This window comes from Acuticoccus sp. I52.16.1 (assembly GCF_022865125.1).
In the GTDB taxonomy this organism is placed as follows: Bacteria; Pseudomonadota; Alphaproteobacteria; order Rhizobiales; family Amorphaceae; genus Acuticoccus.
Genome location: NZ_CP094828.1, coordinates 2,238,741 through 2,254,233, shown reverse-complemented (window position 1 = coordinate 2,254,233; position 15,493 = coordinate 2,238,741). Strand labels below are relative to the sequence as shown.

Genomic DNA, 15,493 nt, shown 5'->3' with positions numbered 1-15,493 from the left:
TACGATCCCGCCGTACGGCAAAGGCCGTGCCGCAGCCCCGAGGGGAGGCGGTCCGGCCACTGCGAGACGACCGAGGGGAAGAAGAGCGGCGTTCCAGTCACACTGGCCCACAACCGAAGCCCGAGGGGGCCTCGGTACAGCGCAGCGTGCTTCTTTTCGAGCCACGACTCGCCGTAGGAGGGACCATGTCCACTTTGAGCGTCGCACAAGTCGAGTATCCGGTGCGCGATGATGGCGGGTTCGCGGTCTACGTGCATTGGCCGTTCTGCCAGGCGAAGTGCCCCTATTGCGACTTCAACAGCCACGTCCGGCACGCGCCCGTGGACCAACGCCGCTATGCCGCCGCCATGGCCCGCGAGCTGGCGACGCTCGCCGCGTGGACCGACGCGCGCCGTCCCCTCTCGGTGTTCTTCGGCGGGGGCACCCCGTCGCTGATGGAGCCGGCCACCGTCGACGCCATCCTCACTGCTATCGACGCCACGCTCGGCCTCCCGGCGGATGCCGAGATCACGCTGGAGGCCAACCCCACCTCCGTCGAGCAGGCGCGGTTCGAGGGGTACCGCGCGGCCGGCGTCAACCGCGTGTCGCTGGGGGTACAGTCGCTCGCCGACGCCGAGCTCGCCAAGCTGGGCCGCCTGCACGACGCGGCCACCGCGCGCACCGCGCTGGCTCTGGCGCGGCGGATCTTCCCGCACGTCTCGGCCGACCTCATCTACGCCCGCCCCGGCCAGACAACCGCCGACTGGGCCGCCGAGCTGTCGCAGATGCTCGACCTCGCGGGCGACCACCTCTCGCTCTACCAGCTCACCATCGAGCCCGGCACGCGCTTCTTCGACCTCGCCGAGACGGGCAAGCTCGTCGTTCCGGAGGACGACGCCGCCGCCGACCTCTACGAGCTGACGGCCGAGCTGACCGGCGCCGCCGGCTTCGCCCGCTACGAGGTGTCCAACCACGCCCGCCCCGGCGGCGAGGCGAAGCACAACCTCGTCTACTGGCGGGGCGGCACGTACGTCGGCATCGGCCCGGGCGCGCACGGCCGGATCGACGCGGCGGGCGTGCGCACCGCGACCTCCACCCACAAGCTGCCCGAGACGTGGCTCGCCGCCGTCGAGGCGGACGGGCACGGGCTGGAGGCTCGCGAGCCGCTGGACGCCGCCGCGCAGGGCGACGAATACCTCCTGATGGCGCTGCGGCTCTCCGAGGGGCTCGACCTCGACGCCTACGCCCGCCGCGCCGGCGCCCCGCTGGACGAGGACCGCGTCGCCACGCTCGCCGCCAGCGGCTTCCTCGCCCGCGACGGGCGCCGCATCCGCGTGCCGGACACCGCGCGGCTCCTCACCAACGCCGTGGTGCGGGAGCTCGCCGCATGATCGCCGCCGCCACTCCGACGCCGGAGGCCCTCGCCGCCGAGCTGGAAGCCCTCTTCCTCGCCCACGACGAGAGCTACACCAAGGCGCGTCCGGCGCTGCTCGCCCGCCTGAAGGAGGCGCGCGCCACCGCGCTGAAGGCCTGCTCCGACGCGCTGGAGACCACCAAGTCCGGCACCAAAGCGGCCAAGGTGCTGGCCGGCGGGCAGGACGCGATCATCCAGGCGTTCTACATCTTCGCCGCCGAGCACCTCTATCCGACCGCCAACCCCTCGGTCGCGGAAAAGCTCGCCGTCATCGCCACCGGCGGCTACGGCCGCGGCCTGCTGGCGCCGGGCTCGGACATCGACCTCCTCTTCCTCTATCCCTACCGGCCGACGCCGTGGACCGAGTCCATGGTCGAGACGATCCTCTACATGATGTGGGATCTGGGCCTGAAGGTCGGCCACGCCGCCCGCTCGATCGACGAGTGCGTCAAGCTCGCCCGGACCGACGTCACGATCCGCACCGCACTGCTGGAGTGCCGCCTCATCATCGGCGACGAGCAGCTCGCCGAGCAGCTCTACCAGCGCTTCGACCAGGCGGTCGTGCGCGGCACCGGCAAGAAGTTCATCGCCGCCAAGCTCGACGAGCGGGACGAGCGCCACCGCCGCCAGGGCCAGACGCGCTATCTCGTCGAGCCCAACGTCAAGGAAGGCAAGGGCGGCCTCAGGGACCTGCAAACCCTGTTCTGGATCGCCAAGTACTTCTACCGCGTGCGCTCGGAGGCGGAGCTGGTCGGCAAGGGCGTGTTCTCGGCCAAGGACTACCGCCTGTTCCGCAAGTGCGACGACTTCCTGTGGTCGGTGCGGTGCCACCTGCACCTCCTCACCGGCCGCGCCGAGGAGCGACTGACGTTCGACCTGCAACGCGAGATCGCCCAGCGCCTCGGCTACTCGCCGCGGCCGGGCCTGTCGGACGTCGAGCGGTTCATGAAGCACTACTTCCTGGTCGCCAAGGACGTCGGCGACCTGACGCGCATCCTCTGCGCCGGGCTCGAAGCGCAGCACGCCGTGCAGCCGATCGGCCTGTCGCGGATGATGCGCACCCTCACCGGCACGACGACACGTGTCCTGGACGAGAACTTCGCCGCCGAGCATGACCGGGTGATCCTCGCCAACCCCAACGCCTTCGCCGAGGATCCGGTGAACATGCTGCGGGTGTTCGCGGTGGCCGACGCCAACAACCTGCGCCTCCACCCCAACCTCCTCTTCCAGATGCGCCGCTCGCTGAAGCTCATCAACGCGGACGTGCGCACCGACGAGGACGCCAACCGCATCTTCGTGCACCTCCTGTGCGACGCGCACGACCCCGAGACGCTGCTCCGGCTGATGAACGAGACGGGCGTGCTGGGCGCCTTCGTCCCCGACTTCGGCAAGATCGTCGCGATGATGCAGTTCAACATGTACCATTCGTACACGGTGGACGAGCACCTCATCCGGTCGGTCGGGCTGCTGTCACGGATCGAGCGCGGCCGCGTCGAGCAGGACCACCCGCTCGCCTCGCACCTCATCTCCACCGTGCACAACCGCCGTGCGCTCTACGTCGCGGTCTTCCTGCACGACATCGCCAAGGGCCGGCCGAAGGACCACTCCATCGAAGGCGGGCGCATCGCTCGGCGGCTGTGCCCGCGGCTGGGGCTGACGCCGGCCGAGACCGACCTCGTCGCGTGGCTCATCGAAGAGCATCTCACGATGTCGATCACCGGGCAGTCGCGCGACCTGTCGGATCCGAAGACGATCGAGGATTTCGCCGTCAAGGTGCAGAGCTTCGAACGGCTCAAGCTGCTGGAAATCCTCACCGAGGCGGACATCGCGGCCGTGGGTCCCAACGTGTGGAACGGCTGGAAGTCGACCCTCCTGCACACCCTGTTCGACGAGACCGAGGCGGTCATCGCCGCGCGCCACACGCGGCGCCCGCGCCAGGCCCGCATCGCCGCCTCCAAGGACGCCTTCGCCCAGCGCGCGACCGGGGTCCTCACCCCGGCGCAGCGCGACGAGTGGCTGAAGATGCACGCCGGTCCCTACTGGATCCGCGTCGGCGCCGACGATGCGCTCTACCACGCGAGCCTGTGGGCCAAGGGCACCAAGGGCGATGTCTGCATCGGCTGCCGGGTGATCGACACGACGACCACCGAGGTGACCCTCATCGCCCCGGACGAGGACAAGCTTCTCACCGTCGTCGCGGCGGCGTGCGCGGCCGTTCAGGCTTCCGTCAGGTCGGCGGAAATATTCACGACCAACGACGCGATGGCGCTGGACGTGTTCCACATCCGGCCCCTGTCGGACGACCTGATGGACGAGGAAGCGCGGGTGCAGCGGATCGGTCAGATGGTGCGGGACGCCCTGTCCGGCCGGGCCCCTGTGCCGCGTCCGCCCGAACGGCAGTTGCGCCCGGTGCGGCAGAAGGCGTTCAACCACCCGACCGACGTGATCGTCGCCAACGACTGGTCCAAGGGCTACACCGCGATCGAGGTCTCCGGCCTCGACCGGCCGGCCCTCTTCCGCGATCTCGCCGACGCTCTCCTCGCGCTCGACCTCAACGTGCGCTCGGCCCAGCTCGCGACGTTCGGCGAGCGGGTGGTCGACGTCTTCTACGTGACCGGTCCCGAGGGCGGTCAGATCACCAATCCGGAGCTGCGCGCCCAGATCGTCGAGCAGCTTCGCCAGGCCTACGACAACTCGCCCTCCGCTTCGGCGCTGACGGCGGCTTAGGAGAGGATCCCCCCATGAGCCTCCTCAGAAATTTCGCGACCGTGGGCGGCTACACCGCCGCGTCGCGCATTCTGGGGTTCGGCCGCGACATCCTCATCGCCGCGGCCCTCGGCGCCGGTCCTATCGCCGACGCATTCTTCGTCGCCTTCAAGCTGCCCAACCTCTTCCGCCGGCTGTTCGCGGAAGGGGCGTTCAACTCGGCCTTCGTGCCGATCCTGTCGCGGGCGCGGGCCGAGGATGGGCCGGAGGGGGGCGACCGGTTCGCATCCTCGGTGCTGTCGTGGCTGCTCCTCTTCCTGCTCGCCTTCACGGCGCTGGCCGAGATCGCGACGCCGTTGCTGGTGTGGATGCTGGCGCCCGGCTTCGCCGAAGAGGACACTCTCGCCCTCACCGTGTTCTACACGCGCATCTGCATGCCCTATCTGGCGGCGATGTCGCTGGTGGCGTTCTTCTCGGGCATCCTCAACACGCACAACAAGTTCGCCATGGCGGCGTTCGCGCCGGTGCTCCTCAACGTCGTCCTCATCGCCGCCCTCTCGCTGGCGCTGTGGATGGAGATCTCGCCCTCCCAGGCCGCCCTGACCCTCACCGTCGGCGTCTTCATCGCCGGTGTGGTACAGGCGCTGGCGTTGTGGTTCACGGTGCGGCGCCTGGGCGTGCGCCTGTCGATCGGCCGGCCGCGTCCCTCGCCGCGTCTCAAACGGCTGCTGCTCCTCGGGGTGCCCGGCGTCGCCGCGGGCGGCATCACGCAGATCAACATCGTCGCCGGCACCATCGTCGCCTCGTTCTGGTCCGGCGCCGTCTCCCACCTCTATTATGCCGACCGCCTCTACCAGCTGCCGCTCGGCATCGTCGGCATCGCGATCGGCGTGGCGCTGCTGCCGGACCTGTCGCGCCGGCTCGCCAAGGGCGACGTCGGCGGCGCGCTGTGGACGCAGAACCGCGCGCTCGAGTTCGCCCTCATGCTGACCCTGCCGGCGGCCGCCGCGCTCATCGTCGTGCCGCTGGAGATCGTCGTCACCCTGTTTGAGCGCGGCGCCTACGGCCGTGACGACGCGGCGCTGACCGCGGCGGCGCTCTCGGCCTACGGGTTCGGGCTGCCGGCGTTCGTCCTCATCAAGGTCTTCTCGCCGAGCTATTTCGCCCGTGAGGACACGCTGACGCCGATGATCTTCGCCGGCATCTCGATGGTGGTGAACGTCGCCGGGTCGATCGGCTTCGCCATGCTGCTCGCGCCCAAGGGGTTGCCGCACGTCGGCATCGCCGCGGCGACGAGCCTCGCGGGGTGGATCAACGCCATCTGCCTGTTCGTGGGGCTGGTCCGGCGGGGCGACTTCCGCGCCGACGCCACGCTCGCCTGGCGCGCCCTCGGCTTCCTCGCGGCCGCCCTGGCGCTGATGATCGTCGCGACCCTCATCGCCCAGGGCCTCGACGCCTGGTTCTTCGCCTCCGACACGATGACCGCCGCGCTCGCCCTCCTGATCCTGGTGGGCGGCTCGGCGGCGATCTTCGCGGTGGTGTGCGAGGCGTCGGGCGCGATGGGGGTGCGCGAGCTGCTGCGCGCCTTCCGCCGCGGCTGAGGGCGCACCGGAGCGCGCCCTCGCGGCATCCTCACTCGGGAATGCGGGCCTCGTAGTCGGCCCGCAGCGCCTGCCAGGTCGGCCAGAAGGGTGTCGGTGCGGTACCCTCGAGCGCGGCCGCCAGCACGCCCAGGTGCGCGTGCCACCCGGCGCTGACCGAGGTGAGGTTCGCCCGGTCCGACACCCGCGAGTGAACCAGCGTCAGGAGCACCCTGTCCCCCACCGGCGCCAGCGTGAACGACACCTCTCCCTGCTTCCAGGCGAAGACGAGGCGGCGCGGCGGCTCCACCGCGATGATGCGGCTGTCCATGCTGTGCTCCTCCGACATCCCCTCGGGTCGGGGGCCGGACCCCAGCAGTTCCTCGTTGCGCCAGGTCAAGGTGAACGGCGCGTCCTCCTCCAGGGTCATGTCGCCCGATGCCAGCCATTGGCGGCGCAGGTCGCTGTTCGTCAGGTAGTCCCACACCCGCTCGATCGGGCCGGGCAGCAGGCGCTCGATCTTGAAGGTGGCCGGCGCGATCACCGCGCCGTAGGCGTCGATCGTCATTGCATCGCTCATGGGTCGTCTCCTTCGGGAGGGTTGCGGTCGGTCTTCTCGGCGTCCTCCTGGTCGAGGAGGCGCTCCAGGGCGTCGAGGCGTCCGGTCCAGAACCGCTCGTAGACGGCGAGCCATTCGTGCGCGCTGGCGAGCGGTCCGGGATCCAGATGGCAGAGATGCGTGCGCCCGCGGACCTCGCGCCGGATCAAACCGGCGCGCTCCAGCGTCTTGATGTGCTTCGAGGCCGCCGCCAGCGAGATGGAGAACGGCTCGGCCAGCTCGCCGACGGTGCGGGAGCCGACCACGAGGTCGGCCAGCATCCGCCGCCGCGTGGCGTCGCCGAGGGCATGAAAGACGGCGTCGAGGTTCGGGGCGCTACATTCAACCATGCGGTTGAAGGTACCCCCTCCCCATCCATTGTCAACCATTAGGTTGAATGATTTCGTAGCCGCGTCCGAACCGCCGTCGACCGGCGGCCCGGGCCCCGAACCTCGGTGCGGGCGAGCTACAGAGCGCCGAGGGCTTCGACGATGGCGTCGCGGTAGCGCGAGGCGGCCTCGCGCGGGTCGGGCGCGGCGTTGATCGGCCGGCCCACGACGATGGCGTCGGCGCCGGCGAGGATCGCCTGCTGCGGGGTCGCGACGCGCTTCTGGTCGCCGCTCGGGTCTTCGGCGAGGCGCACGCCGGGGGTGATGACGGCGAGCCCGGAGCGCTTGGCCTCGGTCGCTTCGAACGGGGCGCAGACGATCGCGTCGGCGCCCGAGGCGGCGGCCGCGGCGATCCGCTCGGAGACCAGCGCGTCCACCTTGGTGTGATAGCCGGCCTCGGTGAGGTCGGTGTCGGCCAGCGAGGTCAGCACCGTGACGGCGACCACCGCCAACCCCTCCGGCCGCGCCGAGGCGGCGGCGCGAACGGCCTGCGGGTAGGCATGCACGGTGAGGTACTTCACCCCCAGGGCGCCCGCGGTGCGCGTCGCCCCGGCGACCGTATTGGGGATGTCGAGCAGCTTCATGTCGAGGAAGACCGCGCGACCGGAGCGCGCCAGTTCTCCCGCGAAGTCGATCCCGCCGGCCATCGCGAACTCCAGGCCGACCTTGTAGACGCCGACGATCCCGTCCGTCGCCTCGACCAGTCGCTCGGCCGCTGCCCGGTCCGCGACGTCGAGCGCCAAGATCAGCCGGTCTTCCGCAGCTGCAAACTTCATTTGCGTCGTCTCTCTGTTTTGCTAGAGCCGTCTTGAACGGGCCGCCGGGGTCCGGAAAACGTCTCGTCTATTCATGGACGAGCATCGAGGCCGCGGCCGACTGTGTACACCGAACACGGCCTTGCTCTAGAAGACAGTCCAATGACACAGCCGCTCCCTCCGCGAAACGCCCGCATCGTGCGAACCACGAATGAAACGGCGATCACCGTCTCCGTCGACCTCGACGGCGGGGGCGCGCGCACGATCGCCACCGGGATCGGCTTCTTCGACCACATGCTCGACCAGCTCGCCCGCCACTCCGGCATCTCGATGGAGATCGAGGCGAAGGGCGACCTCCACATCGACGATCACCACACGGTCGAGGACGTCGGCATCGCCCTCGGCCAGGCGCTGCTGGAGGCGCTCGGCAGCAAGGCCGGCATCACCCGCTACGCCGATTGCCTGTTGCCGATGGACGGCACGCTGACCCGCGTCGCGCTCGATGTTTCGGGTCGCCCCTTCCTCGTTTTCCGCACCGAATTCGCGACGCCGAAGATCGGCACGTTCGACACCCAGCTCGTGCGCGAGTTTTTTACGGCGCTGGCAATGAACGGCAGGCTGACCCTGCACGTTGAGACCTTGTATGGCGACAACGATCACCATATCGCCGAGTCGTGCTTCAAGGGCGTGGCGCGGGCGCTGGGGGCCGCCGTCGCGGTGACGGCGCCCGGTGGTGCGATCCCCTCCACCAAAGGCGCGCTGTAGCGAGGGCCCCATGGCTGTCTGGACCGTTTGGGAACACGCAAGGTTCGACGACCCGGCCGTGAAGGCGCGCTTCGTGCGCGACGCCTTCTCGTGGTGGGCGGCGCTGCTCGGCCCGCTGTGGGCGCTGTTGCAGGGAATGCCGCTGGTCTTCCTCGTCATGGGCGCGGTGCAGATGGCGCTGATGGTCGCCGCCTACCTGACCCTGGGCGAGCCGATGGGCGCCTGGGCCTACGTCCTCTTCTCGCTCTGGTTCGGGTTCGAGGCGCGGGCGATGCGGCGCTGGGCGCTGAAACGGCGGGGCTGGACGCTGACGGCCGTCGTCACCGCCAAACGCTATCCCGACGCCGAACGCCGCTACTTCGCCGGCCGCGACGACATCCCGCCGGACATCCTGCCCGGCCCCGCGGCCCCCTTTACCCCGCCGCCCGCACCGGGTGGCCACACGCCCGGTCCCGAGACGGGACCATGGGGCGCCCCCGTGATCGGCGTGATGCCGGAAGGTGTACGATGAGTGTCGTCATAGTCGACTACGGCTCGGGCAACCTGCGCTCGGCGCAGAAGGCGGTCGCGCGGGCGGCCGCGGATGCCGGGCTGTCCGACGCGATCGTGGTGTCGTCCGACCCGGCACGCGTCGCCAAGGCGGAGCGGATCTTTCTCCCCGGCGTCGGCGCGTTCGCCGACTGCATGATGGGCCTGTCCTCGACCCACGGCATGGTCGAGGCGATCCTCGACGCGGTGAACGATCGCGGCGTGCCGATGCTGGGCGTGTGCGTCGGCATGCAGCTGATGGCGACGCGCGGGCTGGAGTACACCGTCACCGGCGGCCTCGACCTGATCCCCGGCGACGTCGCGCTGATCGAGCCCGCCGACCCGGCGCTGAAGGTGCCGCACATGGGCTGGAACACGATGGAGCTGAAGCGCCAGCATCCAGTGCTCGAGGGCATCCCCTTCGGCGAGACGGGCCAGCACGCCTACTTCGTCCACTCCTACGCGATCGCCCCGAGCGATCCCGACCACCTGATCGCCACGACCGACCACGGCGGCGCGTTCGCAGCCATCGTCGGGCGCGACAACATCGTCGGCACGCAGTTCCACCCCGAGAAGAGCCAGGAACTCGGCCTCGCCCTGATCGCCAACTTCCTGAAATGGCGCCCCTGATCATGATCCTCTACCCCGCCATCGACCTGAAGGACGGCCAGTGCGTGCGCCTCGAGCAGGGCGAGATGGACCGCGCCACCGTGTTCTCCGACGATCCGGGCGACATGGCCGCCAAGTTCATGCGCCTCGGCTTCCAGCGCCTGCACGTGGTGGACCTCAACGGCGCCTTCGCCGGCCAGAGCCGCAACGGCGAGGCGGTCGACGCCATCCTCGCCGCGACCGACGTGCCGGTGCAGCTCGGCGGTGGCATCCGCTCCATGGCGTCCATTGCGGTGTGGCTGGAGCGGGGCGTGTCGCGCGTGATACTCGGCACCGCCGCCGCCAAGGAGCCCGACCTGGTGCGCGAGGCGTGCCGCATGTTCCCCGGCCGCATCGTCGTCGGCATCGACGCGCGTAACGGCATGGTCGCGGTCGACGGTTGGGCCGACGCGACCGAGCTGCGCGCATCGGAGCTCGCCATGGCGTTCGAAGACGCGGGCGTCGCCGCCATCGTCCACACCGACATCGGCCGCGACGGCATGCTGACCGGCCTCAACCTCGCCGAGACGATCGAGATCGCGAGCGCCGTGACGACGCCGGTGATCGCCTCGGGCGGCTTCTCCGGCATGGACGACATCGCCCGGCTCGCCGCGCCGGAAGCGGCGAAGCTGGACGGCGCCATCATCGGCCGCGCGCTCTACGACGGGCGGCTCGACCCCGCAGCGGCCCTCGCCGCGCTGCCGCAGGCGGCCTGACCCATGCTGAAGAAACGCATCATCCCCTGCCTCGACGTTCACGGCGGCCGCGTCGTGAAGGGCGTGAAGTTCCAGGAGCTGCGCGACGCCGGCGACCCGGTGGAGGCCGCCAAGGCCTACGACGCCGCCGGCGCCGACGAGTTGACCTTCCTCGACATCACCGCCTCCTCCGACGAGCGCTCCATCCTGTTCGACGTCGTGCGCCGCACCGCCGAGCAGTGCTTCATGCCGCTCACCGTCGGCGGCGGCGTGCGCACCATTTCCGACATCCGCTCGCTGCTGCTGGCCGGCGCCGACAAGGTGTCGATCAACACCGCCGCGGTGCGCGACCCGGCCTTCGTCGGTCGCGCGGCCGAGAAGTTCGGCGCCCAGTGCATCGTCGTGGCGATCGACGCCAAGCGCGTGGACGACCGTTGGGAGATCTTCACCCACGGCGGGCGCCGCGCGACCGGCGTCGACGCGGTGGAGTTCGCGCAGAAGATGGCGTCCCTGGGCGCAGGCGAGATCCTGCTCACCTCGATGGACGCCGACGGCACCAAGGCCGGGTTCGACAACGCGCTGAACCGCGCCGTCGCCGATGCGCTGCCGATCCCGGTGATCGCCTCGGGCGGCGCCGGCACGCTCGACCACATGGTCGAAGCGGTGACCGAGGGGCACGCCGAGGCGGTGCTCGCCGCCTCGATCTTCCACTTCGGCACCTACACCATCGGCGAAGCCAAGGCGCACATGGCCGCCGCCGGCATCCCGGTGCGTCTCAATCCCGCCCACGACCACGCCCTCGGTGACGCCGGTGTCTGACTTCACCGTCGCGGACCTCGAAGCCATCGTGAAGGCGCGCCTCGCCGACGGCGACGCCAAGTCCTACACCAGGACGCTGGCCGACAAGGGCATCGACAAGTGCGCGGAGAAATTCGGCGAGGAGGCGGTCGAGGCCGTCATCGCCGCCGTCCGCCGCGCACCGGACGAGCTGATCTCGGAGGCGGCCGACGTCGTCTTCCATCTCACCGTGTTGCTGGCCGTCCAGGGCGTGTCGTGGTCCGACGTCACCGCCGAACTGGAGCGCCGCACCGGACAATCCGGGCTCGAGGAAAAGGCGAGCCGAAAGGTGGCACAATGATTCCCGCTTGCTACAGCGAAATGTAAATGGCTTGTTTTCCGGGGCCCGGGTCTGCAACAGTGCAGCCCATGGATGCTATACCCGACCTGGTCGAGACCTCGGGGCGGCGCCCGCGTGACGAGTTCGCCCCATTCCACGTGTTCAGCGAGCACGATTGGGCGAAACTCCGTGCCGGCATGCCGATGACCTTGTCGGCGGAGGAAATCGTCCAGCTTCAAGGCTTCAACGACCGTGTGGAGCCGGGCCAGGTGGAGACGATCTACCTGCCGCTGTCGCGCCTCCTCTCGCTCTACGTCGAGGCGACCGACGGGCTCTACCGCGCCACGCAGGCCTTCCTCGGCCGCGAGGGCGACCGTACGCCGTACATCATCGGCATCGCCGGCTCCGTCGCCGTCGGCAAGACGACGACGGCGCAACTGCTGCAGACCCTGATCTCGCGCTGGCCGGGTCGACCGACGGTCGATCTCGTCACCACCGACGGCTTCCTCTACCCCAATGCGCACCTCCTCGAGAACGGGCTGATGGAGCGCAAGGGCTTTCCGGAGAGCTACGACGTCGGCATGCTGATCGCGTTCCTGACGGACGTGAAAGCAGGCGTGCGCAACGTTCAGGCGCCGGTCTATTCCCACCTCACCTACGACCGCGTGCCCGGCGAGACGATCGAGGTCGACAGGCCGGACATCCTCATCGTCGAGGGGCTGAACGTGTTGCAGACGCAGCGCCTGTCGGTCGACCGGCCGCGGGTGCCCTTCGTCTCCGACTTCTTCGACTTCTCGATCTACCTCGACGCGGAGGAGGCGCTCCTCGAAGCGTGGTACCTCACCCGCTTCAACAGGCTGAAGGAGACGCGCTTCACCGACCCGCGTTCCTATTTCCATCGCTACGCCAAGGCCTCGCAGGCCGAGACCGACGCATTCGCCAAGAGCCTGTGGGAGAAGATCAACCTCAAGAACCTGCGCGAGAACGTGGGCCCGACGAAGCTTCGGGCCGACCTCATCCTGCGCAAGGGCGCCGGGCACCGCATCACCGAGGTCGCGCTGCGCAAGGTCTGAGCGCGGCGCCGCCCGTTGCCGTGGCGCGCGTACCGGGCCACACTGCAGGCGGCCACCCCACCGATCCGCGCGTCCCAGCGGCGCGCCCTGGAGCTTCCGATGCGTCTCGCCCTCGCCACATCGATGATCGGTGCCCTGGTTCTCGGCGCCGTCCCGCACGCGGTGGCGGACGACGCGAACGCCGATCGCATCACCATCGTCGCGCTAGGCGATAGCCTGACCGCCGGCTACCGGCTTGCACCCGGCAAGGGCTTCGTGCCGCAGCTCGAGGCCGCGCTGCGCGACAAGGGGCACGACGTCGCCGTGACCGACGCCGGCGTCTCCGGCGACACCACCTCCGGCGGACTGGCGCGGCTCGACTGGTCGGTGGGCCCGGACACAGACGCCGTCATCCTCGAACTCGGCGCCAACGACGCGCTGCGCGGCCTCGACCCCGAGGTCGTCCGCCAGAACCTCACCGCCATCCTCGACCGGCTGGACGAGCGCGGCGTGCCGGTGTTGCTGGCCGGCATGCTGGCGCCGCCCAACCTCGGCGAGGACTACGGCGCCGCCTTCACCTCGGTCTTCGAGGACCTCGCCCGGCGCGACGTGATCTACTACCCCTTCTTCCTCGACGGGGTGGCCGCCGATCCCTCCCTCAACCTCGACGACGGGCTGCATCCCACCGCCGAGGGCGTCGCCGTCATCGTCGAGCGCATCCTGCCGGACGTCGAGGCGTTGATCGCCCGTGTCGAGGCCGGCCACTGAGATGGCCGCGCGCGCCATCGCCGCCGCAGCCGCGCTGATCTCCCTCGCGGGGCTGGTCCTGCGCACGGTGCTCAACGTCGGCGCCAACCTGGAGAAGGGCGAGAGCGCCGGCGCCGCGCTGTGGCACCTCGCCGGGCTCTTCACGATCTGGGGCAATGTCGCCGTGGTGGTGGTCGCCGGGGCGATCGCACTGGCACCGCGCAGCGCGATCGGGGGGCCGCGGGTGCGCACCGCCGTGGCGGCGGCGATCATCATCATCGGCGTCGTCTTCGCGCTGCTGCTGCGCTATCTCCTCGCCGGTGAGCCGCTGATGCCGCGGATCGCCAGCTATCTCATGCACGATTATGCGCCGGTCGCATTCGCGCTGGCCTGGCTCCTCGCCGGGCACGGCCGCCTGGCGTGGCGCGACGCGCTCTGGGCGCTGCTGCTGCCGGGGGTCTACCTCGCCGTCGTGCTCGTGCGCGGCCTCGCCGAGGGCTTCGCGCCCTACTGGTTCCTCGACATTCAGACGCTGGGCCTCGCGCTCTATGCCCGCAACGCGGCCGGACTGGCGGTCGGTTTCGCGGCGATCGGCCTCGCGCTGGTCGCGATCGACAAGACCCTGGCACGCTTGGCAGGACGGGCGGCCTCGGAGTAGACCGGGCGCGTTCGCCTTTCCCGCCGCCCGCGTTCGGAACCTTCATGGATTATCGCAAGCTCGGCCGCACGGATCTCTCCGTGTCGGCCCTCTCCCTCGGCACGATGACGTTCGGCCGGCAGAATACGCCCGAAGAAGCCTTCGCGATCATGGATCGCGCCGTCGACGCCGGCATCAACCTGTTCGACAATGCCGAGATGTACCCGATCCCGCCAGCGGAGGAGACCCGCTTCCGCTGCGAGGAAATCATGGGCGACTGGTTCGCCGCCCGCCCCGGCGCGCGCGACAAGGTCCTGATCGCCACCAAGGTCGCCGGCCGCTCCGAGATGGGCTGGCTGCGACAGGACGGCCACAAGCCGAAGCTGATCGCGCGGGACATCAACGAGGCGGTCGACGGATCGCTCCGCCGCCTGAAGACCGACGTGATCGACCTCTATCAGGTCCACTGGCCGGACCGTAAGATGCCGCAGTTCGGCGGCAATCCCACCGTGTTCGACCTCCCCGTCCCGGCCGAGGACGAGACGCCCATCGAGGAAACGCTCGCGGTGCTCGGCAAGCTCGTCGACGCCGGCAAGGTGCGCCACATCGGCGTCTCCAACGAGTCCACCTGGGGTGTGATGCAGTACCTGCGCGCCGCCGAGCTGAAGGGGCTGCCGCGGATCGCCTCGATCCAGAACGCCTACAGCCTGGTGAACCGCACCTTCGAGGTGAACCTCGCCGAGGCGTGCCTGCGGGAAGACGTCGGCCTGCTGTGCTACTCGGCGCTCGCGCAGGGCTACCTCACCGGCAAATACCGCAACGGCCGCCTGCCGGAGGGGGCGCGCAAGACCCTCTTCGACCGCCTCCAGCGCTACGAGGGGCCGGGCGCCGAAGAGGTCAACGACCTCTACCTCGATCTCGCCGCCGAGGCCGGCCTCGACCCCGCGCAGATGGCGATCGCGTTCGCGGTCTCGCGCCCGTTCATGACGAGCGTCATCATCGGCGCCACCGGCATCGCGCAGCTCGAGACCGTGCTGGGCGGCGCCGACGTCGTCCTCGGCCCCGAAGTGATGGAGGCCATCGACGCGCTCCACCGCGCGCGCGGCAACGTCAGCCCGTGAGCGCGCTGCTGCCGGACGCCGTGGCGCCGCTGGGCGCCGTCTTCCTGATCGTGCTCAGCTTCTTCACCAGCGCGCTGACGGCGGCGGTGGGGATCGGCGGTGGCGTGGTGCTGCTGGCGGCGATGACGTTCGTCGTCCCGGCGGTGGCGCTGGTGCCGCTCCACGGCGTCGTGCAGCTCGGTTCCAACACCGGCCGCGCCATCGTCATGGCGCGCAACGTGGCGCTGCGGCTGATCGTGCCGTTCGGGCTGGGGGCGGTGCTGGGGGCCGTCCTCGGCGGCATGCTGGTGGTGGAGCTGCCGGCGCAGGTGATCCTGCTCGCCATCGGCGTCACCATCCTCCTCACCACCTGGATGAAGCTGCCACCGCTGGGCAAGGGCGAGCGCGGCATCCTCGCGGCGGGTGGCCTGCTGGCGACGTGCCTCACCATGTTCGTCGGCGCCACGGGGCCGTTCGTGATGATGATCCTGCGCCAATCGGGCCTCCCACATGCGCGCCTCGTCGCCACGCACGCGATGGCGATGGTCATTCAACACGGCTTCAAGGTCGTCGCCTTCACGGCGCTGGGGTTCGCATTCGCCGACTGGGCGCCGATGATGGCGCTGATGATCGCCGCCGGCTTCTGTGGCACGCTGGTCGGCGCGCGGCTTCTCAACAAGCTCCCGGAGGCGACGTTGAAGCGCGCCCTCAACATCGTGCTGACGCTCATCGCGCTCCAGCTCATCGTCCGCTCGCTCGTCGAGCTCGCCTGACCCCGGCCCA

17 protein-coding genes are annotated in these 15,493 nt (G+C 70.0%); 14 read left to right on the top strand and 3 right to left on the bottom strand.

Going from position 1 to position 15,493, the window contains the following annotated elements:
- The first annotated feature begins 185 nt into the window (after window positions 1-185).
- The 3 genes from hemW to murJ are packed head-to-tail and all read left to right on the top strand — an operon-like array spanning window position 186 to window position 5,700.
- A complete protein-coding gene (hemW, locus tag MRB58_RS10175) occupies window positions 186-1,370 on the top strand; it encodes a radical SAM family heme chaperone HemW (RefSeq protein ID WP_244781596.1) in 1,185 nt (394 codons plus the stop codon).
- Complete coding sequence (locus MRB58_RS10170) at window positions 1,367-4,120, top strand: [protein-PII] uridylyltransferase (protein WP_244781595.1); 2,754 nt, start codon at window positions 1,367-1,369, stop codon at window positions 4,118-4,120. Before hemW ends, MRB58_RS10170 begins: the two co-directional genes overlap by 4 nt.
- A gap of 14 nt (window positions 4,121-4,134) precedes the next feature.
- Entirely contained in the window at window positions 4,135-5,700 is a 1,566-nt protein-coding gene (gene murJ, locus MRB58_RS10165; protein WP_244781594.1) for a murein biosynthesis integral membrane protein MurJ, read from the top strand.
- Between the two features lie 31 nt (window positions 5,701-5,731).
- Here the strand turns inward: murJ and MRB58_RS10160 are convergent, their stop codons facing one another.
- The 3 genes from MRB58_RS10160 to pyrF all read right to left on the bottom strand — a co-directional run bounded on the left by MRB58_RS10160 (window position 5,732) and on the right by pyrF (window position 7,442).
- Window positions 5,732-6,259 (bottom strand): SRPBCC family protein, encoded by a 528-nt coding sequence (locus tag MRB58_RS10160; RefSeq protein ID WP_244781593.1) that lies wholly within the window; start codon window positions 6,257-6,259, stop codon window positions 5,732-5,734.
- The gene (locus MRB58_RS10155) at window positions 6,256-6,627 is read right to left on the bottom strand and encodes a helix-turn-helix transcriptional regulator (RefSeq protein WP_244781592.1); all 372 of its coding nucleotides are present in this window, start codon (window positions 6,625-6,627) and stop codon (window positions 6,256-6,258) included. Before MRB58_RS10155 ends, MRB58_RS10160 begins: the two co-directional genes overlap by 4 nt.
- A gap of 116 nt (window positions 6,628-6,743) precedes the next feature.
- Complete coding sequence (gene pyrF, locus MRB58_RS10150; RefSeq protein WP_244781591.1) at window positions 6,744-7,442, bottom strand: orotidine-5'-phosphate decarboxylase; 699 nt, start codon at window positions 7,440-7,442, stop codon at window positions 6,744-6,746.
- Window positions 7,443-7,583: 141 nt separating this feature from the next.
- Between pyrF and hisB the strand changes: the two genes are divergently transcribed.
- From hisB to MRB58_RS10095, 11 genes are all read left to right on the top strand, one after another.
- Entirely contained in the window at window positions 7,584-8,186 is a 603-nt protein-coding gene (hisB, locus tag MRB58_RS10145; protein ID WP_244781590.1) for an imidazoleglycerol-phosphate dehydratase HisB, read from the top strand.
- A 10-nt stretch (window positions 8,187-8,196) separates the two neighbouring features.
- Window positions 8,197-8,697, top strand: coding sequence for a DUF2628 domain-containing protein (locus MRB58_RS10140; RefSeq protein ID WP_244781589.1), 501 nt, complete (start codon window positions 8,197-8,199; stop codon window positions 8,695-8,697).
- Window positions 8,694-9,344, top strand: coding sequence for an imidazole glycerol phosphate synthase subunit HisH (gene hisH, locus MRB58_RS10135; RefSeq protein ID WP_244781588.1), 651 nt, complete (start codon window positions 8,694-8,696; stop codon window positions 9,342-9,344). The genes MRB58_RS10140 and hisH overlap by 4 nt, the downstream gene beginning before the upstream one ends.
- Before the next feature lie 2 nt (window positions 9,345-9,346).
- Window positions 9,347-10,078 carry a 1-(5-phosphoribosyl)-5-[(5-phosphoribosylamino)methylideneamino]imidazole-4-carboxamide isomerase gene (hisA, locus tag MRB58_RS10130; protein ID WP_244781955.1) on the top strand — a complete coding sequence of 244 codons (732 nt, stop codon included), beginning with the start codon at window positions 9,347-9,349 and terminating at the stop codon, window positions 10,076-10,078.
- 3 nt (window positions 10,079-10,081) lie between these two features.
- Window positions 10,082-10,876 (top strand): imidazole glycerol phosphate synthase subunit HisF, encoded by a 795-nt coding sequence (gene hisF / locus MRB58_RS10125; protein ID WP_244781587.1) that lies wholly within the window; start codon window positions 10,082-10,084, stop codon window positions 10,874-10,876.
- Window positions 10,869-11,195, top strand: coding sequence for a phosphoribosyl-ATP diphosphatase (locus tag MRB58_RS10120; protein ID WP_244781586.1), 327 nt, complete (start codon window positions 10,869-10,871; stop codon window positions 11,193-11,195). The genes hisF and MRB58_RS10120 overlap by 8 nt, the downstream gene beginning before the upstream one ends.
- Window positions 11,196-11,263: 68 nt before the next feature.
- Window positions 11,264-12,247, top strand: coding sequence for a type I pantothenate kinase (gene coaA / locus MRB58_RS10115; protein WP_244781585.1), 984 nt, complete (start codon window positions 11,264-11,266; stop codon window positions 12,245-12,247).
- A 99-nt stretch (window positions 12,248-12,346) separates the two neighbouring features.
- Window positions 12,347-12,994: an arylesterase gene (locus MRB58_RS10110; RefSeq protein ID WP_244781584.1), complete on the top strand. Its 648-nt coding sequence runs from the start codon at window positions 12,347-12,349 to the stop codon at window positions 12,992-12,994.
- 1 nt (window position 12,995) lies between these two features.
- Complete coding sequence (locus tag MRB58_RS10105) at window positions 12,996-13,631, top strand: Pr6Pr family membrane protein (protein ID WP_244781583.1); 636 nt, start codon at window positions 12,996-12,998, stop codon at window positions 13,629-13,631.
- A 44-nt stretch (window positions 13,632-13,675) separates the two neighbouring features.
- The gene (locus MRB58_RS10100; RefSeq protein WP_244781582.1) at window positions 13,676-14,731 is read left to right on the top strand and encodes an aldo/keto reductase; all 1,056 of its coding nucleotides are present in this window, start codon (window positions 13,676-13,678) and stop codon (window positions 14,729-14,731) included.
- The gene (locus tag MRB58_RS10095) at window positions 14,728-15,483 is read left to right on the top strand and encodes a sulfite exporter TauE/SafE family protein (RefSeq protein WP_244781581.1); all 756 of its coding nucleotides are present in this window, start codon (window positions 14,728-14,730) and stop codon (window positions 15,481-15,483) included. Before MRB58_RS10100 ends, MRB58_RS10095 begins: the two co-directional genes overlap by 4 nt.
- Window positions 15,484-15,493: the final 10 nt, after the last annotated feature.

Bases quoted from the DNA above. Each gene is read 5' to 3' on its own strand.
- pyrF (WP_244781591.1), bottom strand. From the start codon at position 7,442: ATGAAGTTTGCAGCTGCGGAAGACCGGCTGATCTTGGCGCTCGACGTC.
- murJ (WP_244781594.1), top strand. From the start codon at position 4,135: ATGAGCCTCCTCAGAAATTTCGCGACCGTGGGCGGCTACACCGCCGCG.
- coaA (WP_244781585.1), top strand. From the start codon at position 11,264: ATGGATGCTATACCCGACCTGGTCGAGACCTCGGGGCGGCGCCCGCGT.
- hisH (WP_244781588.1), top strand. From the start codon at position 8,694: ATGAGTGTCGTCATAGTCGACTACGGCTCGGGCAACCTGCGCTCGGCG.
- MRB58_RS10105 (WP_244781583.1), top strand. From the start codon at position 12,996: ATGGCCGCGCGCGCCATCGCCGCCGCAGCCGCGCTGATCTCCCTCGCG.
- MRB58_RS10155 (WP_244781592.1), bottom strand. From the start codon at position 6,627: ATGGTTGAATGTAGCGCCCCGAACCTCGACGCCGTCTTTCATGCCCTC.
- hisB (WP_244781590.1), top strand. From the start codon at position 7,584: ATGACACAGCCGCTCCCTCCGCGAAACGCCCGCATCGTGCGAACCACG.
- hisA (WP_244781955.1), top strand. From the start codon at position 9,347: ATGATCCTCTACCCCGCCATCGACCTGAAGGACGGCCAGTGCGTGCGC.
- MRB58_RS10100 (WP_244781582.1), top strand. From the start codon at position 13,676: ATGGATTATCGCAAGCTCGGCCGCACGGATCTCTCCGTGTCGGCCCTC.
- MRB58_RS10170 (WP_244781595.1), top strand. From the start codon at position 1,367: ATGATCGCCGCCGCCACTCCGACGCCGGAGGCCCTCGCCGCCGAGCTG.
- MRB58_RS10140 (WP_244781589.1), top strand. From the start codon at position 8,197: ATGGCTGTCTGGACCGTTTGGGAACACGCAAGGTTCGACGACCCGGCC.
- hemW (WP_244781596.1), top strand. From the start codon at position 186: ATGTCCACTTTGAGCGTCGCACAAGTCGAGTATCCGGTGCGCGATGAT.
- MRB58_RS10110 (WP_244781584.1), top strand. From the start codon at position 12,347: ATGCGTCTCGCCCTCGCCACATCGATGATCGGTGCCCTGGTTCTCGGC.
- MRB58_RS10160 (WP_244781593.1), bottom strand. From the start codon at position 6,259: ATGAGCGATGCAATGACGATCGACGCCTACGGCGCGGTGATCGCGCCG.
- hisF (WP_244781587.1), top strand. From the start codon at position 10,082: ATGCTGAAGAAACGCATCATCCCCTGCCTCGACGTTCACGGCGGCCGC.